Source organism: Paenibacillus sp. JT31N11, assembly GCF_056269285.1.
The window spans coordinates 439,017-454,705 of the sequence record NZ_JBWDNQ010000001.1 but is presented as its reverse complement, the minus strand read 5'-3'; the positions used below and the strand labels follow the sequence as shown (position 1 = coordinate 454,705).

General features: G+C 51.3%; 16 protein-coding genes. 2 read left to right on the top strand and 14 right to left on the bottom strand.

What is annotated here, in order from left to right:
* Positions 1–4 precede the first annotated feature (4 nt).
* The 8 genes from hisA to AC0YNV_RS02075 form a co-directional block, all read right to left on the bottom strand.
* Positions 5–787, bottom strand: coding sequence for a phosphoribosylformimino-5-aminoimidazole carboxamide ribotide isomerase (gene hisA / locus AC0YNV_RS02110; RefSeq protein WP_475765431.1), 783 nt, complete (start codon positions 785–787; stop codon positions 5–7).
* A 67-nt stretch (positions 788–854) separates the two neighbouring features.
* Positions 855–1,721: an HAD family hydrolase gene (locus tag AC0YNV_RS02105; RefSeq protein ID WP_475765430.1), complete on the bottom strand. Its 867-nt coding sequence runs from the start codon at positions 1,719–1,721 to the stop codon at positions 855–857.
* The gene (locus AC0YNV_RS02100; RefSeq protein WP_475765428.1) at positions 1,694–2,422 is read right to left on the bottom strand and encodes an HAD family hydrolase; all 729 of its coding nucleotides are present in this window, start codon (positions 2,420–2,422) and stop codon (positions 1,694–1,696) included. Before AC0YNV_RS02100 ends, AC0YNV_RS02105 begins: the two co-directional genes overlap by 28 nt.
* Positions 2,400–2,600 (bottom strand): VanZ family protein, encoded by a 201-nt coding sequence (locus AC0YNV_RS02095; protein ID WP_475767260.1) that lies wholly within the window; start codon positions 2,598–2,600, stop codon positions 2,400–2,402. Before AC0YNV_RS02095 ends, AC0YNV_RS02100 begins: the two co-directional genes overlap by 23 nt.
* Positions 2,512–2,847 (bottom strand): hypothetical protein, encoded by a 336-nt coding sequence (locus AC0YNV_RS02090; protein ID WP_475767354.1) that lies wholly within the window; start codon positions 2,845–2,847, stop codon positions 2,512–2,514. Before AC0YNV_RS02090 ends, AC0YNV_RS02095 begins: the two co-directional genes overlap by 89 nt.
* Positions 2,848–3,005: 158 nt before the next feature.
* Positions 3,006–3,791, bottom strand: coding sequence for a GNAT family N-acetyltransferase (locus AC0YNV_RS02085; RefSeq protein WP_475765426.1), 786 nt, complete (start codon positions 3,789–3,791; stop codon positions 3,006–3,008).
* A 98-nt stretch (positions 3,792–3,889) separates the two neighbouring features.
* Positions 3,890–5,866 (bottom strand): dihydroorotate dehydrogenase, encoded by a 1,977-nt coding sequence (locus AC0YNV_RS02080; protein ID WP_475765424.1) that lies wholly within the window; start codon positions 5,864–5,866, stop codon positions 3,890–3,892.
* A 95-nt stretch (positions 5,867–5,961) separates the two neighbouring features.
* Positions 5,962–6,444, bottom strand: coding sequence for a TcaA NTF2-like domain-containing protein (locus AC0YNV_RS02075; RefSeq protein ID WP_210039591.1), 483 nt, complete (start codon positions 6,442–6,444; stop codon positions 5,962–5,964).
* Between the two features lie 316 nt (positions 6,445–6,760).
* Here AC0YNV_RS02075 and AC0YNV_RS02070 point away from each other — a divergent pair, with 316 nt between their 5' ends.
* Complete coding sequence (locus AC0YNV_RS02070; RefSeq protein WP_475765422.1) at positions 6,761–9,025, top strand: stalk domain-containing protein; 2,265 nt, start codon at positions 6,761–6,763, stop codon at positions 9,023–9,025.
* 144 nt (positions 9,026–9,169) lie between these two features.
* Here AC0YNV_RS02070 and AC0YNV_RS02065 read toward each other — a convergent pair whose 3' ends face one another.
* Entirely contained in the window at positions 9,170–10,369 is a 1,200-nt protein-coding gene (locus AC0YNV_RS02065) for a GTP-binding protein (RefSeq protein WP_475765420.1), read from the bottom strand.
* 161 nt (positions 10,370–10,530) lie between these two features.
* Entirely contained in the window at positions 10,531–10,788 is a 258-nt protein-coding gene (locus tag AC0YNV_RS02060; RefSeq protein ID WP_210039594.1) for an AbrB/MazE/SpoVT family DNA-binding domain-containing protein, read from the bottom strand.
* A 307-nt stretch (positions 10,789–11,095) separates the two neighbouring features.
* On the opposite strand from AC0YNV_RS02060, the gene AC0YNV_RS02055 reads away from it, so the two are divergent.
* Entirely contained in the window at positions 11,096–11,344 is a 249-nt protein-coding gene (locus AC0YNV_RS02055) for a type B 50S ribosomal protein L31 (protein ID WP_210039595.1), read from the top strand.
* A 108-nt stretch (positions 11,345–11,452) separates the two neighbouring features.
* Here the strand turns inward: AC0YNV_RS02055 and AC0YNV_RS02050 are convergent, their stop codons facing one another.
* The 4 genes from AC0YNV_RS02050 to AC0YNV_RS02035 are packed head-to-tail and all read right to left on the bottom strand — an operon-like array spanning position 11,453 to position 15,675.
* Positions 11,453–11,992 carry an NADPH-dependent FMN reductase gene (locus AC0YNV_RS02050; protein ID WP_475765417.1) on the bottom strand — a complete coding sequence of 180 codons (540 nt, stop codon included), beginning with the start codon at positions 11,990–11,992 and terminating at the stop codon, positions 11,453–11,455.
* Between the two features lie 17 nt (positions 11,993–12,009).
* Complete coding sequence (locus AC0YNV_RS02045) at positions 12,010–13,578, bottom strand: nitrilase-related carbon-nitrogen hydrolase (RefSeq protein ID WP_475765415.1); 1,569 nt, start codon at positions 13,576–13,578, stop codon at positions 12,010–12,012.
* Positions 13,575–14,534 carry a sll0787 family AIR synthase-like protein gene (locus AC0YNV_RS02040; protein WP_475765413.1) on the bottom strand — a complete coding sequence of 320 codons (960 nt, stop codon included), beginning with the start codon at positions 14,532–14,534 and terminating at the stop codon, positions 13,575–13,577. Before AC0YNV_RS02040 ends, AC0YNV_RS02045 begins: the two co-directional genes overlap by 4 nt.
* Positions 14,509–15,675: an MSMEG_0565 family glycosyltransferase gene (locus AC0YNV_RS02035; protein WP_475765411.1), complete on the bottom strand. Its 1,167-nt coding sequence runs from the start codon at positions 15,673–15,675 to the stop codon at positions 14,509–14,511. Before AC0YNV_RS02035 ends, AC0YNV_RS02040 begins: the two co-directional genes overlap by 26 nt.
* Positions 15,676–15,689 lie beyond the last annotated feature (14 nt).

Below are 15,689 nucleotides of genomic sequence, written 5' to 3'. Positions count from 1 at the left end.
CCTGTTAATTGATTTCAATCGAACCGCTATCCAGCCGCTCACAGAAGGCGATCACTTCGGAATACGGAAGATTGCCGCCAAAAATGTCGAGCGCGCTGCCGATGGTGATATCCAGACGCCCCGCCGTCAGGCGGTGAAAGAGCGCCAGATCCTCGAACGATCTCGCCCCGCCGGCATAGGTTGTGGGCAGGGTTACCCATTTCGCCAGCTGTTCCACCAGACTCTCCAGGATCCCTGTTCGTTTGCCCTCCACATCGACGGCATGAACGAGAAATTCACTGCAGCAGCCGGCAAGCTCGTTAAGATTGATCTCATTAACTTCAAAATCACTGAACGTTCTCCATTGGTTGGTAACGACGAACCACCTATCTCCCTGCTGCTTGCAGCTAAGATCGATAACCAGCCTTTCCTTGCCGACCTCAGCGACAAGACTGTCCAGACGGTTCTTGTCCAGCTTGCCATCCGGAAATATGTAGGAGGTGACGATAACCTGCGAGGCTCCGGCTTCCAGATACCGCAGCGCATTATCCGTTGTAATGCCGCCGCCGATCTGCAGTCCGCCGGGGTAAGCACGAAGCGCTTCAAGCGCGGCTTGTTCATTCCCCCCGCCCAGCATAATGACATGACCGCCCGTAAGTCCGTCACGTCTGAACATCTGGGCATAATAAGCCGAGTCATGATCCGAGACGAAATTTTCAACAACCTGCTGCTGGTCTGTTCCCAGAGTTTCGCCCACAATCTGCTTTACTTTACCGCTGTGCAAATCAATGCAAGGCCTGAATTTCATGAAAAATCCCTCTTCCTTCTGGCATTCTATCCTACCATTGTAGCAGATATCGGTACGCTGATCGAAGCTATGGGCGGATCATATGCTGGAGGGAATTCAAATAGACCGCCACTCCATGCTCCTTATTGGATAAAATCATGCCCGTTGCGGCCGCTTTAACCAGCTCATGGGCGTTAGCGACTGCATATTTCTCATCCGCCGCTTTGAACATGGGAAGATCATTCAAATTATCGCCAAAGCACACAAGGCGCTCCGCCTTCAAACGGCGTTTTACGAACTCTACGGCTTCACGCTTGTTCGCGCGGCTGTTGGCGATTTCCAGCCAATGATAGCCTGGCGCGTAGATATCCGGCCCATAATGGCATATTAATTCGGGATGTTGATGAAAAGCCAAATAGGCCGGGTCCAGCTGCTCCTGCGTGCCAACTGCAATGACATTGACAATCGACTCATTCAGCGCGTCCCGGTAATGATCCACGAGCCTGAATCTGGAATCTCCCGTGCTCAGACGGTCGGAAATATACCGGTCCTCGCTCGGATTAAATATACCCTTGTAATAAACATGCGAGCTGCCCGCGCTGTCCATCGTATAAACCAGCGGGTGAAGCCCATCGGACTCGCAAGAGGCTATGATCTGCGCAGCAGTCTCCGCTCCAAGCAGATTGGATTGTATCAGCCTGCCGCCTGCCGGATCGTAAATGAATACGCCATTGAAGAATATCATCGGTAAATGGAAATGAATGCCCTGCAGCAGCCTGGCGGCCGAATCCTGCGACCTGGCGGTGGCAAAGGTGATCCACATCCCTTGACTGATCAGCTGATTGAGAATATCTCTGGTCTCATCGCTTATTTGCTGGTGTTCGTTCAGCAGCGTTCCGTCGAGATCCGACACGTACAAGGTAGCGCTCATGTCAGCGGCACCCGCTTTATCCATTGATTCTGGACATCCATCTGAATGAGCTCGGACAAGCTGTGAATCATATAAGCCGGCATGAATGATTCATCGAGCCGCTTCGCCAGTGGATTGTAATAGCAGAAGTCAATCCCCGCTCCGGCAGCGCCGTGGTAATCATCCTGCAGGGAATCGCCGACGAACAGCACCTCTGTGTGATCCACGCCAAGCGTCCGTACCGCCGTATCAAAAATTTCCCTCTGCGGCTTGTAATAGCCGACTTCATCGGAAATAAACAGATGGTCAAAATAGTGATCCAGCGCACCTGTCTTCAAGCGTCCCCGCTGTGCTTCACCGATTCCATTGGAGATAATCCCCATCCGGTAGCGGCCGTGAAGCTTGCCCAGCAGCTCATTCGCACCCTCCATAGGATGGCAAGAGGCGCAGAACAACTCCCAATACGTCTTGGCAAGTGTCGAGGATATGCGATAGTCATGTCCCAATTGCTCCAATGTGTCGCGGAACGAATGATACAGGACATCCCCAATAGTCAAATTGCGCTGCACCCGTTCGATCCAGTAGGTCCAGTTAATGGGGGCAAATACGTTCCGGAAGCTGTCCCATTCAAAATTCGCAATCTCCGGCAGACGATGATGCTCTACCGCTTTTTGCATCGCATCCCGTTCGCTGAAATCATAGTCCAGCAATGTATTGTCCAGATCAAAAAGAATCGCTTTGTACATTTCTTTTGCGCCTCCTCTGTCCATTCAAGCCGCCAAATCTGTAAATAAAAAAACCAACCATGCCACCCAGCGTATTAAGCAGGACGTCGTCAACATCGAAGGTTCCGCGACGCAGGGTCAGCTGCAAAGATTCCAGGATTACAAGTCCCATTACAGTGACCATTAACAAGGGGAGCAGCCGGCATCGGAATATATAGGGCAGGGTAATGCCAAACGGCACAAAAACCGCCACATTGATTGACAAGCCAGTTCCGGACATTAAACTTGTCGGCGTATTCCATATACATTTTGATCGTTTTCAACGGAACAAGATTATAATGATAACCGCCCGACAGATGCTGGGAACGGCCAAAACCGATAAACATCCAGTAAATCAGCAGAATCGTATAAAGCAGCGTGATTAATGCAACAAGCGGTTTCATCATGTAAGAATCGACTCCTATCGGACAAACCAGCATAGCCTGCAGTTGTAAAATATGAAAGATATATGTGATTAACTATCAATAAAGTCGCTTAATGTCATGTTCTGGCTCGTAATTATCACGATTAATTCCTGCGATCAGCAGCTGCCGCACTATTTAGATCAATCCCCGCCGGAGTCTGCCGGTGCTCTTCGTTTGACTCTGTACCAGTACGTATAAATGTCCTCAAAGCCAAATTTATCGTATAACCGGTTCGCCGGCGCATTGCTCTGAACAACCTGCAAATAACAGGCGGCGACGCCTTGTGCTCCGCCCCATTGAAGCAGCCGGGCAACAAGCTCCATCCCCAAGCCCCTGTTTCTGTAATCCGGATGCACCGCGATATCATACAGCCCCATATATCCCCGCTCTGCAACGGCGAGTCCGCATGCGGCAGGCCGGCCTTGAACGGACAACTCGAGAAAGCCCTGCCGGAGCTTGCTGTTTTCAATCAGACTACGGGTGGTCTGCACAGCTGCTGCGGAAAGCGAACTAACGTGCGCCAGCGTTTGCAGCCAGCGATCCGTCACTGTTTCCTCAATCCGGATATCAGTCAGTGCCGGTGATGGGCCGGGCTCGGGGAGCTTTTTCAAATCAAGCAGCCTGACACTGGAGGGTTCCACCTTCTCATAGCCATCCTGCTCCAACAGCGAATCAAGAATGTCCGGCTGCGCAAAAGGCGTGATTTTGAAGATCACATCCAGTCCGGCTGATGTATAGAAATGCTCCACATCCCGGATTCGCTTCCAGGCTGCCGCAAGCGAATCACCGTCACAGGAATAGATCGGACTGACGGAGTTGGAGCGTTTTGTATATCCATCCGCTGTGCGCAGGAGCCAACCGTCCATCACCAAGGTTTGCAGCGCCGGCCAGCCGTTGAGGGCAAGCTCTTCTATTTTTCTGTACATATATTCGAACCTCCCATTCAGGTGTATTTCGAATAAATATACAATCATATGCAATTTTATTCAATAGATAAGCTATTGCAACGAGATAATATCCAGTTTCAATCGGCTTCTCCAACTGCAATTCGGCGGCTTCCTGCAGAAGGAGACGCAGATTTCACCATATAGGGATAAAGCCAGATCAGGCCCAGGACATAAAGCAGCAGCGCCACAATGGCCGGCGAGAGATGCAGCAGATCTGTATAGCCAATTTGCAAATGCACGCTGAAGCCGGCAATAAAGGCGGGCAGACCCGCTGCAAGAAATGTCCACCACAGCCAGCGCTGCCCTTGGCCGATCCCCCACAATGCCGCAGCCAGCAGCGCGATGGCATCGGACACCAGCGCCCCTCCGAATCCGGCGCGGTCATGAGCGATCAATGGAAGCAGGTTGCCGTTCGCGCTGCTAAGCGAAGCGGAACTTGTCATCAGGAACTCCAGATCTTCGGGAACGAATACATGGGTTACACCGATTACTGATATCGTAATACCGCCGATTGCCAGTGCAAACCCGAGCGTTACCATCATCAGCTGTCCCCGCTGGGCCATACGCCAGACCCGGTCATTGCGGACATTCGTTGGTTTGCGTGAAGGCCACTCGATCCGGTCGCGCATGGAGAACAGGAACATGGGCAGGAGAATTACAGCCGCAGCCGCGTGAAGCGGATCGAAGAAACCGTAGCCCAGGAACAGCAGGAAGCTGCTGAAGCCGACAATTCCGGAGGTCAGGAGCGCTGTCCGCGCCCAGTGAAGCCTGCTGCGGAGACCATGCCAGCCCAGCTGGCCATAAAGGATGCCGATCGATATCATCGTCCCGGCCAAGGTCACGCGGTCATGCGACATAAACGGCAGCAGCCGGTTGTTTATCGACTCCATTGTAGCCGGAGTGATGCATAGAAAAACCGTATCATAAGGAAGAACAACGGTAGTCGCCGCGATGATCCAGGCGATGATTCCGCTGATGATCATTCCCAGACCGAGCAGACACATCCAGCCCCAGCCGGACCAGAAGGAAGGAGCTGCCTCTGCTTCTTCCGCTGTGACAATGCGGTGAAGCAGCGCTTCATTAATACGTTTGGGAAGGCCCGGCCCGGAATAGACAAGACCGCTGTGAAGCTGCACCAAATCCGCTCCGGCATCTACACAATCAAGCGCATCCTGCGGCTCGTGAATGCCGCCGTCAGCTATAAGCGTAAGACTGTCTGGGAGCTCACGCTTCAACAGATTCAGCTTGTCTATGGTGGGCGCCTTGGCGCTTGCTCCAATTTCATAGCCTTGGGCTGTACGCAGCCCGTCACCAAGGACGATCCCCTCGCTTAACAGCCTATGTTCACCGAGCAGACGAACCAGCGCGGTCAGCTTCCCATCCGGAAGCGCGAGCGGAATATATATAAATAGAGGCTTGCCCGGCACAAGTGACCGGGCGGAACGCATGATCTCAAGCGTGCAACTCCCGGCTTCCCCATTCTCCGGCTGCAGCCTGCTCTCATCAAGGAAATCAAGGTAAAACCCCGCAGCATAAGGCGCCAGTCTGCCCATGAGCTGCCTGAATTCCGTCAGCACTTGGTCTCTTGAGGAGCCAGGCATCGCACAGATGCGAAAAAAAACAGGCAGCTTATGACCCTGTTTTCGCTTCATTCTGGCGGCTATTGCCTCCAGTCCGTCATTCTCCAGTTTATCGGGATAGACCAATGCTTCACGTGCGGTTTCTCTGCTGATGGCTTCCTTATACAGAATTGGCTGTACAGTAACAGGTCCAATTTCAATGAAGCCCAGTCCAAACTGGGCCAAAGCGCCATGGGCGGTTCCATGGGGGTCAGTTCCCCCGCTGAGCCCAACGGGATATGTAAAATCAATAGCATTCAGCCGCTGCCTGAGAAGCGGTGAAACTTCCATATGTCCCAGCATCCGGATAATAAGTGATCCGCCAGGTATTGCGCTCAGCCCTCCCATTGCACGAAGCGTAACGGCACGCGAGACGCGTGCCGGAAGCTTGAACAAGAGGGGACGAAAGAGGGATTGATAGGACCAGTCCGGCATAAGGTTGAGCTCCTTTTCCAGCAAGGGGGCTTCTTCGCAGTTCATGTATGGGCTGTGCTTCCGCAGTCGAAGCGGGGGTATGAATATTCCCTTGTTCAGCGCGTCCATCTTTCAATACTGTAGACCTTGGCTTCGCCCTTGGCGGCATTTTCCTTCACTGTATATACCCATTCGTATTCGAACACTTCCGGAGCCCTGTCAGGATGATACAGCTCCGTATTCTCAACCACATAAAACTTGTATACGCCATTCGTTCCCTGAATGCTTCGAATTTCATAGCGGATCAGCTTTTCTTTGACCTGCTTGTCATTCAGGTGGGCGACAAGCTTCTTCTGGTCCTGATACAGCGGTCCTTCCTCATCAAGCAGACCTTCTACAAGAGAAAATTTATTCTTGTTTATCGCTTCTATAATAGATTGCTCGTAGGCAATCATCACTTCATGCGCATAATAGCCGGCAGGCTTTCCCGGCCCCCCGCTATCGACATTCACAGAACCGGCACCAGTCTTTCCGTCGTCGCAGGCTGACATGAGAAGGAGGCATAAGGTTAATAAACAGAAGATTACAATTCTGTACATCCTTGGGATTCTCCAGTCTTCTTTTTAATTAGCTCATTACTATTATAAAGCTTAAATGATGGATTAAGCCATTAAAATAAGCTTAAAATATTAATTTTAGATTAGCGAAGGCAGCGATTGCGAATTGTAAAATATCACCTCCATTTTCCCTCATAAACCGCCAAAAACCTGACAGGTCCGTCCTGTGCCTATGCGGATTTTTCCAAAAAAAAGCCGCGGACCGCAAAAAAAATTTGAAACCCGGAAACATTAATCAGACCCTCTACGTCTGAGACTCGAAGAGATAAAGACAAATAAATCTGGAGGGTGAGTAAAGTTGAAAAAATTATTGGTTACATTGGCAGCAAGCTTGCTGTTGTTCTCAGTGGTACTGCAGACGCAAGTACAGGCCGCGGCTCCAACAACAACCATTTATATTAATGGTGTGAAGCTGGTAACGGATCAGGCGCCGATAACAGTCGGAAGCCGCATTCTTCTTCCGTTAAGGGCTATTTTCGAAGTATTGGATTCAACAGTGGACTGGAATGCGAAAGCAAAGACAGTCACCGCAACCAAGGATGACACGACCATCGTTCTGAAATTGGGCTCCAAAACAGCGACCATCAACAATGAAGCCGTGACGCTGGATGTTGCCGCCCAATCGATCAATGGCAGAACCATGATTCCGGTCCGGTTTGTCAGTGAAGCCATGGGCGCAGAAGTGGATTGGAACGCCGGGTCAAAGAGCGTATTCATCAAAACTTCAGGTGAAGTAAGTCCGGTTCCGAATGTGTATGCACAGGTTGTCGGACATAAAGGAAACGGCAGTGATCTGGTCGTCAGCTTTATCAAATCGCCAAACGAATCGACGATCGATCATTATCGCATTCTGATCGTAAGGGCAGCTAACGTGCCAAGCTTTCACCTGGCGGCGGCACAAGCCGTAACGTCCAAAAATTATACAACCGCATTGACCCAAAGCGGAGATCAAACCATCTCATTGTCTGCGCAAACCCGGGATGTAAATGGAGAATTGATCCGGGCTGATCAATCCTATGCAGCCTTTATATTGGCGGTAGGCAAAGCAAATGGCCAAAACGCGCTGTCGCAGCCTTCCTCGAAGGTTACGATAACTGTAAACGCGGTTGCGCCGGCCGTAACGAATGTAAAAACAAATGACATTAATGATTATGGCGACGGACGCGATCTGCAATTCAGCTTTACAAAAGCGTCCGACGAATCGAAGATCAGCGCCTATCGCGTGCTTGTTGTCAAAACGGCAAATGCCGGCACTTTCAATCTGGCGAAAGCCAATGCCACAGCAAGCTCCAACTATACGTTGGTCAACAAGACAGGCAGCAGCATTACCCAGACTCTTGCTTCCGGTACACGCGATGTGGACGGAGCAGCCATAGTAAGCGGTATGAGCTATCAGGTATTTGTCCTGTCGGTAGCAAGCAACAACAATTCCGGCAATAATACGTTATCAGAAGGCTCTGCTCCAATCGTGTTGTCTACTAATACAGGCAATGCTGCAGCAAGCAATGTAGTTGCATTCGATGTCAGCGATTATAATGACGCACGCGACCTGAGGGTTAACTTTAATAAAGCAAGCGATGAAAGCAGGGTCAGCCAGTACCGTATTTTCGTGGTAAAAGCCGCTTATGCGGACAGCTTTACTCTTACGACAGCAAATGCTCTTCCAAGCTCTTTCTATACCGTTGCGAATAAAACCGGCAATAATATTTCGCAAGCCCTGGCATCCAGTGCCAAAGATACCAGCGGGGAGAAAATCAAGAACGGCGTAAGCTACCGCGTATTCGTTGTTTCGGTTGGCGCCAACCGTTTATCGGTTCCGTCCCCTAATGTTGTTTTAACGAACAGCTCAAGCTTGCTTGCAGCAACCGATGTTAAAGCAAGCGACAGCAGCGATTATAATGACGCACGCGACATGCTGGTTACTTTCAATAAAGCCTATGATGAAACTAACATCGCCCATTACCGCGTGCTGATCGTCAAAGCAGCCAATGCAGGCAGCTTTACACTGGGCAAAGCGAATGAAGTTGCAAGCTCCAACTATACGGCCCTTAACAAAACCGGCGGCAATCTCAGCTTGAATCTCGCAGCCGGTTCCCGGGACGTGGATGGTACAAAAATTTCAGACGGCGTCAGCTACCGCGTATTTATTCTCTCTGTCGGCGGCGGCAGTTATAATGGAAACAATGCCTTGTCCGCTCCATCCGGAGAGGTTGTATTGACAGACTCCATCTCTGCCGCAACCAATGTATCGGCGAAGATAACAGACAGCGGCAGAATTGACATCAATTTTGACAAGCCGCATAACCAAACCGGGATTTCGTATTATGCCGTGATGATCGTGCCCGCCGGTGTTCCGTTTGATGTGAAGGCGGCAAACAATGCCGCATATTTTATACAGGTTAACGGAGGCACCGGAACAACGACCAATGACAATGACAAGGATATTACAGGCGCGCCCCTGACCAGAGGCAGCTCGTATAAAGTCTATGTCCTCTCGGTTGCGGCCAACGGAAATACGTCTTCCAACGCCCTGTCCGATCCTTCCGGCACAGTAACGCTATAAACGACTCCAAGGGCAGTCTGTAAAACATTCTCCCAAACAATCCCTTATTTAAAGGATTGTTTGGTAATAGCCCGGCTTGACAAAAACAGCCCCGGAAACCACTATTGACGTGGATTCCGGGGCTTTTTCGAATGTCAGGGAATTCTATTGAAAGCGGGGCAGCGGATCCTTCAGCGTACGCCAATTCGCGGCCATTTCTTCATCGTCAAGCAGAGCTTTGTCCAGTGAACGGGCGATTTCCTCGCGGTTCATTTCGATTCCGATAAAGACAAGCTTGGTCACCCGGTCTCCCCATTCCTCGTCCCAATCGGGCGATTTGGGATATTCGCTGCCGAAGTAGGCCATACGTTCCTCCTCGGATAAGGCCGATACCCACAGTCCGGCAGGTGACAGCTGCCTGGAAACACCGGCCTGGCTGAAGGAAATTGCCATGTTGTTGCGGGTGGCCAGCCACATCAATCCTTTGGAGCGGACCACGGAAGCAGGCCATGCACTTAGCCACTGGGCCAGACGTTCGGGATGAAAAGGTCTTTTGCGGGTATACACGAAAGAAGCAATGCCATACTCCTCCGTTTCCGGTGTATGCGCTTCTTTTTGCAGCTCACGTATCCACCCTGCCGATTGGCTCGCTTCCTCAAAGTCAAACAGATGGGTGTTTAAAATTTCCTTCGGATCCACCTTGCCATGGCTGCTGCGGATGATTTTGGCGCGCGGCTGCAGTCCACGCAGGGCAGTTTCCAGCTTTTGCAGCTCTTCCCCGGAGACCATATCGCATTTATTCAACACCAGCACATCACAGAACTCGACTTGATCAATAAGCAGGTGCACGACACCTCTCGTGTCCTCCTCTCCCGCTTCCTGTCCGCGGTCCAGCAGACTCTCAGACGTATTGTAATCCTTCCAGAAATGACAGGCGTCAACCACAGTTACCATGCAGTCAAGCCGCGTAAGCTTGGACAGGTCAACATGATTATCCTCATCGATGTAGGTGAAGGTTTGGGCTACCGGGAGAGGCTCCCCGACCCCTGTCGACTCAATCAGAATATAATCATACCGATTCTCCCGGGCAAGCCGCTCCACCTCCAGCAGCAAATCATCGCGGAGCGTGCAGCAGATACAGCCGTTCGACATTTCAACCAGCTTCTCATCCGTACGGCTAAGACCTCCGCCATCCCTTACCAAATCCGCGTCGATATTAACCTCGCTCAAATCGTTGACGATTACGGCCACCTTCATGCCTTCGCGGTTATTCAGCACATGATTCAAAATCGTTGTTTTCCCCGCACCCAAATAACCGCTTAATACGGTTACCGGAATCTTTTTATCCAAAAGCTCAATACTCACCAGTCACGACCTCTTTCTTTAATCGTAATAATTACTATTTAAAATCAGAATAACGCTTCCTCCATCGCAAAGTCAACTCGAAATCTGATCCGGCACAAAAAACTCCAAAGATGAGAGGACCTCTTCAGAGCCGTGATCGTTATCTTATTATTGTATAATAGCTATGCCCTGTTAAAGACATCAATGAGCTCGCCCAAAACATCCTTGCTGACCATCTTGCCTCTAAAAAATACCAAATTATCCCCATTTCCGGTAAATATGCAGGTTGGCTCATATTTTCTCAGAATGATTCTTCCTTCATCCACAAAAATCTCCATCGCGTCTTTTTCCTCGATCCCAAGCGTACGGCGCAATTCAATTGGCAGCACAATTCGTCCCAGCTCATCCACTTTCCGGACAATTCCGGTTGCTTTCAACATGTTAACAACTCACCCTTCAACAAGTGTGATGCAATAATTATCGCATTCTTATCATCCAAATTTCGTAATTATTACATTTTGAGTTAATTGTAACCTTTACGATATTCGGTGTCAATTTTTTTCGACATTATACGAGAAATTCAATTTTGTTTTCGACAAATAAATAATCCTCGATTTGGAATACTAATATTAATTCATGCACAGTCAACCTCGCCTTAGTTTGACATACCGGATACATATCTTTATTATAGGAAGAAGAAAAATCCGTAAAAATTACAAAAAATATCGAATAGATGGGATGATTCAAATGAAACCAGGCATACACCCTTCGTACCAGCGTGTTATTTTCTTTGATACGAGCAGCGGATTTAAATTTTTGAGCGGTTCAACCAAAAGCTCCAATGAACAAATGGAATGGGAAGACGGCAATTCTTATCCGGTTCTGCGGATCGATACCAGCTCTGCTTCACATCCTTTCTTTACCGGCAAGCTTCGCAACACGGAAGTTGGCGGACGGGTTGATCGCTTTAATCAACGTTTCAAAGCCAAACAATAAGCAGCAAGCAAAAAGCAGCGGCCGCCGAAAGATTCGGAAGTCCGCTGCTTTTGTTATTCCCTGTGCATGTTGAAATCCAATGCACTGCACGCTGTACTTTCAATCGCATTAACCGGCTCGCAGCGCTCTGGACATCCGAACGATCTGTGACGCCAGCGCTTCAATCCGCTCCAGTATGCCGGCATCGACAATCTCGTTCCGTTCATTGAAATGCTCACGATGTGCATATACGTAATCCGGCGCTGTAAACGCTCTGAAATAGCCGGCAATGGGCTTCAGCTGATTTTCGATCACAAGAAAATGCTGATACGTTCCGCCTGTACCGATAAACCCGATAATCTTGCTGCGGAAAGCGGTTATGGGAAGAAGATCGAATAAGTTTTTGAGAGCGCCGGACATAGAAGCCTGAAATATCGGAGTTCCAATCACAAAACAATCGGCAGCGAGCACAAGTTCAACCACCCGGCGCGTATCATCGTTATAATCGGCGAAATTGCGCCCATCACAAAATTCAATCGAACAGGTTTTTAAGTCCAGCAGTTCCGTCTTAAGCTCAGGATCCAATATTGACGCCTGATCAACCACGCTCTTAACAACGGATAATGTCTTACCGCCTATTAACGTTCCGGAAATCCCGAGCAGCTTCATTCGCATCTACCTTTCCATCAGACTTGCACCAAACGATCGTACAGATGTGTCTTCAAACGCCTCATAAAGGAGCGGCTGCGAGCGGCGTCCAGCATTTCCGGATGAAAGGTCTGGCCAAAGTATTCCTCTCCAGTGTCTCCCTCCTGATGGACCTGGCGGTGCAGGAACAATAAGCTTTCCTTCGAACCCAAGGGAGCCGCCGCCGCAATGATCGCATCGTTCTCGAACGCCCAAATGCGGCGCATCCAGGTTGCTCCAGCCTCGGATCCGTCACTGCTGACCACAATGATGTCTGCGCCTTGCTTGGCGAGCACGCGATACGATTCCGGGTAGCAGGCATCTTCTCCTGCCAGAATGCCAACCCTGCCGATTGGCAGCTCGAAGGTACGGAATAGATGAGGATTAAGCCGGTTTCCATGAACAGAACCGGCTTGACCGACGATACCGTCCTGACCGATCAAATAAACGATCCTCTGGTCTCTTCGCGTATCCTTCTCAGCCAAAGCTGCGACGATAAACCCAGATACATCCGCCGCCAATTTCTGCAGCTGTTGTATAATTTCTTCCCCAAGCGCTATTCCCGTACCGATTTCCAGCTCCGGAAGCACATAAACACGGTTTGCTGCCGCTTCTTGCGGCGGTTCGAGCGTCTTAAACGCTGTTGTCAACCGTTCCGGGAGCGGACTGTTATCCGGCTTGCAAGGAACGAGGATGATCTCAAAGAATGCCGGGGCTGGCAAATTTCGGGTTTCCCCTTCTTTCCACAGGTAGGGGTGAAGAAGCAGCTCCTGATAGGCATGCGGCCGTCTCGAATTCAAGATATGACGGCGTTTCTTTGCTTCTAAGATGACTGTTCCGAAAATAATTCCTTCGCCGGCGATCAGCATGTCCTGAACATCTCCATCCGGTCCGATAATTCCGCTGCCGCCGGTAAATTGCGCCCCTCTCTCCCGGTCGGACCGGTTAGCCGCCACCCAGTACAAGGCATTTTCTTTGGCTCTCAGGCACCAGGTCCTGCTAGGCGGGTTGTTCCCTCCGCCTACCCAGTTCGTCGGGAACGCAATGATATCCGCTTCTTTTAGCGCCGCGATCCGCGTTGGTTCGAAATACATCGCATCCATGCAAATCAGCAGCGCAATTTTCCCGATCGGAGTCTCGAACACCGGAATTTCTTCCTTGCCCTCACGTGCCCATCTCGGATCGGCAGCAAATAAATGCGTTTTACGGTATGAGCCGATGATGCCTTCCGGTCCAATCAACACGGCACTGTTATAATAAGCTCCGCTTGACGGGTCAATTTCCGCCAATCCGGCGGCAACATAGCAATTGTATTGGCTCGCCACGGCGTACAGCCTGTCTGTCGTCGGTCCGGGTATCGTTTCCACGAACGGCCTGATTTCCTCCCTGCTGTCCCACACGTAGCCGCTTGACGCCATTTCCGGGAATACAACCAGCCGGGCGCCTTGCTCGGCAGCTGTTCTCAGGTAATCGGCCATACGCGACCGGTTAAGCATTACATTGCCATGTTCGGGATTAAATTGTACGGCAGCGACGATAATTTCCTGCTCATGATTGTTAATATTCACTCCCGACCGCTCCCAACCAGTGCTTCCTTGCTCCAATCAATCAGCACCGCTTCTTCTTCATCCTTGCGGACGCGGATAAGGGAATCCGCTGTAAGCTCCCCGACGATACTCGCCGTAATGCCCTGGGCAGCGAACATGGAGATGATCTCACCACACTGCTTCGGATCCGCGGCGAGGATGAAGCCATAGCCGGGAAACATGCGCAGCCACCATTCCCATTCCACCGATTCCGGCTTCGGAATGTGGTCAAGCCTGACGGTTGCTCCGCAGCCTGCATTCTCCGCGAGCATAGCGATGGTACCCAGCACGCCTGCATTGCTGATATCCCTCGCGGCCGAGGCCGCTCCCATCTCCGCGATCCTGGGCATTAGCTCCAGCCTGGTACGAAGGGATTCCGGCTCGCGGAAGCTGGTGCAATCCCATTGGGCGTAATGCTTCACCGGCCGCCCATCCAGGTCGATCGCCGCGATCAGCGATTGCCCAGGCTTCCCTTGCGTCCCGCGCAGAAGATGCGTCGCCTTGCCCAATACGGCGGTTCCGACCCCTTCCGCCTCACCGGGGAGAAAATGGCCTCCGACCATCGGAACATCAAGCTTCCGGCAGCCTTCGGCCATCCCTTCGGCAATCTGGGCGGCTGCTTCATGAGTGGGAGCGCTGAGCAGATTAACCATGGCTGTAGGTCTTCCGCCCATCGCATAAATATCGCTGACGCTGACCAGCACCGCGCAGTAGCCGGCCCAATACGGTTCGGTCCGCACCAGCTCTGGCATAATACCGTCGCAGGACATCAGCAGATAGCCATCCGGTACAGGCAGCACGGCCGCATCATCCCCAATGGGATCCAGCATGCTTGCCCGATCCCAGGGAAACGTCTGGAGGAGCGGCTTAATGTCTTTTTTTCGACTGATGCCGGATGATTTCACCAGTTCTTCAATCAGCAGCGCCAGCTCGCCCATTCTGCACCATCCTCTCGTATAAAGCCAGATGTTGGTCTGCCGCAGACTCCCAGCGGTAGGCCTTTGCGGCTTCCTTCCCATTCCGGCTCAATTTATGGCTTAATCCGCTATCCTTCACGATGCGGGTCATGCTTGCGGCAATGGAGCCTTCATCTTCCGGATCGGCAAGAAGCGCATGTTCTTCATGGATGAGAAACTCCTGGAACACCTCTATCGTGGAGGCAACCACCGGCGTTCCGGCAGCCATCGCTTCCATAATCGCAAGCCCCCATCCCTCCTTCAAGGACGGCTGCACGAAGCAATCGGCCAATTGGTAATAGTCCTGAATCGTGTCCGTATCCGGAGAACCGGCAATGCGAACATCATCCCGGACAGCTTTGTCCAGGCTGTTCAATTCCCGATGAAAGTCATCCAGATAATAGCGGTAATCGAACAGCGTTGTTCCACCAGCAATGACCAGGACCGCATCCGGTATGGAGCGCTTTACCTCGGCGAAGGCGCGCAGCGTCCGAATCGTGTTTTTGCGGGGTTCGATACCGCCCAGCGTGAAGTAGACCGTTTTGTCAGCCAAGCCATATTTTTTCTTCAATTCCCTTTTATCGTCGCAGGGTTTGAAGAAACGATGGTCCACGCCGTTGTGGATGACGGTTGAGTTGCGACCGATATCGTCGCTCAGACGTTTCCTCCAGTAATCGCTGACCGTGATTAAGGCTTCAGGGCGGATAACTGATTTCTGCTGGCAATCCACCAGAGCGGGCGTCGTAAAATCGTCCAGGTGATGAACGGTCCGGATGAAGAAGGGGACTCTCCTCTTCTCCTTCAACCGGCTGAGACTGTTTGCGCTGATGCAATCCTGCACATGATGAATATCGAACTGCTCAAGCGGTTCTGCTTCCAGGCCTGCCGTATAGGTCTCGATGTACCGGATAACCCGGGACTCGAACGTCTCGCCGGCCCTTGCAGAGAACGGTATAATTCTCTCTTCCGCTTCTATCGGCCGATAAAATCCGCTTGTGCCGCCAAGACCCAGAGCGAAAACCTTGACCTGGCACCCGCGCCGGTTCATGGCTTCCGCCAGAGCCAGCGTGTGCACGACACCGCCGCGCGGTTTGGTATTATACGTATAGAGAGCAATTTTCATCGGCGGCCTCCTTT

Excerpts from the sequence above, each read along its gene's own strand:
- AC0YNV_RS02085 (WP_475765426.1), bottom strand. The coding sequence starts at position 3,791 with ATGTACAGAAAAATAGAAGAGCTTGCCCTCAACGGCTGGCCGGCGCTG.
- AC0YNV_RS02050 (WP_475765417.1), bottom strand. The coding sequence starts at position 11,992 with ATGAAGCTGCTCGGGATTTCCGGAACGTTAATAGGCGGTAAGACATTA.
- AC0YNV_RS02055 (WP_210039595.1), top strand. The coding sequence starts at position 11,096 with ATGAAACCAGGCATACACCCTTCGTACCAGCGTGTTATTTTCTTTGAT.
- AC0YNV_RS02105 (WP_475765430.1), bottom strand. The coding sequence starts at position 1,721 with ATGGATAAAGCGGGTGCCGCTGACATGAGCGCTACCTTGTACGTGTCG.
- AC0YNV_RS02090 (WP_475767354.1), bottom strand. The coding sequence starts at position 2,847 with ATGATGAAACCGCTTGTTGCATTAATCACGCTGCTTTATACGATTCTG.
- hisA (WP_475765431.1), bottom strand. The coding sequence starts at position 787 with ATGAAATTCAGGCCTTGCATTGATTTGCACAGCGGTAAAGTAAAGCAG.
- AC0YNV_RS02080 (WP_475765424.1), bottom strand. The coding sequence starts at position 5,866 with ATGCCGGACTGGTCCTATCAATCCCTCTTTCGTCCCCTCTTGTTCAAG.
- AC0YNV_RS02060 (WP_210039594.1), bottom strand. The coding sequence starts at position 10,788 with ATGTTGAAAGCAACCGGAATTGTCCGGAAAGTGGATGAGCTGGGACGA.
- AC0YNV_RS02075 (WP_210039591.1), bottom strand. The coding sequence starts at position 6,444 with ATGTACAGAATTGTAATCTTCTGTTTATTAACCTTATGCCTCCTTCTC.
- AC0YNV_RS02040 (WP_475765413.1), bottom strand. The coding sequence starts at position 14,534 with ATGGGCGAGCTGGCGCTGCTGATTGAAGAACTGGTGAAATCATCCGGC.
- AC0YNV_RS02100 (WP_475765428.1), bottom strand. The coding sequence starts at position 2,422 with ATGTACAAAGCGATTCTTTTTGATCTGGACAATACATTGCTGGACTAT.
- AC0YNV_RS02035 (WP_475765411.1), bottom strand. The coding sequence starts at position 15,675 with ATGAAAATTGCTCTCTATACGTATAATACCAAACCGCGCGGCGGTGTC.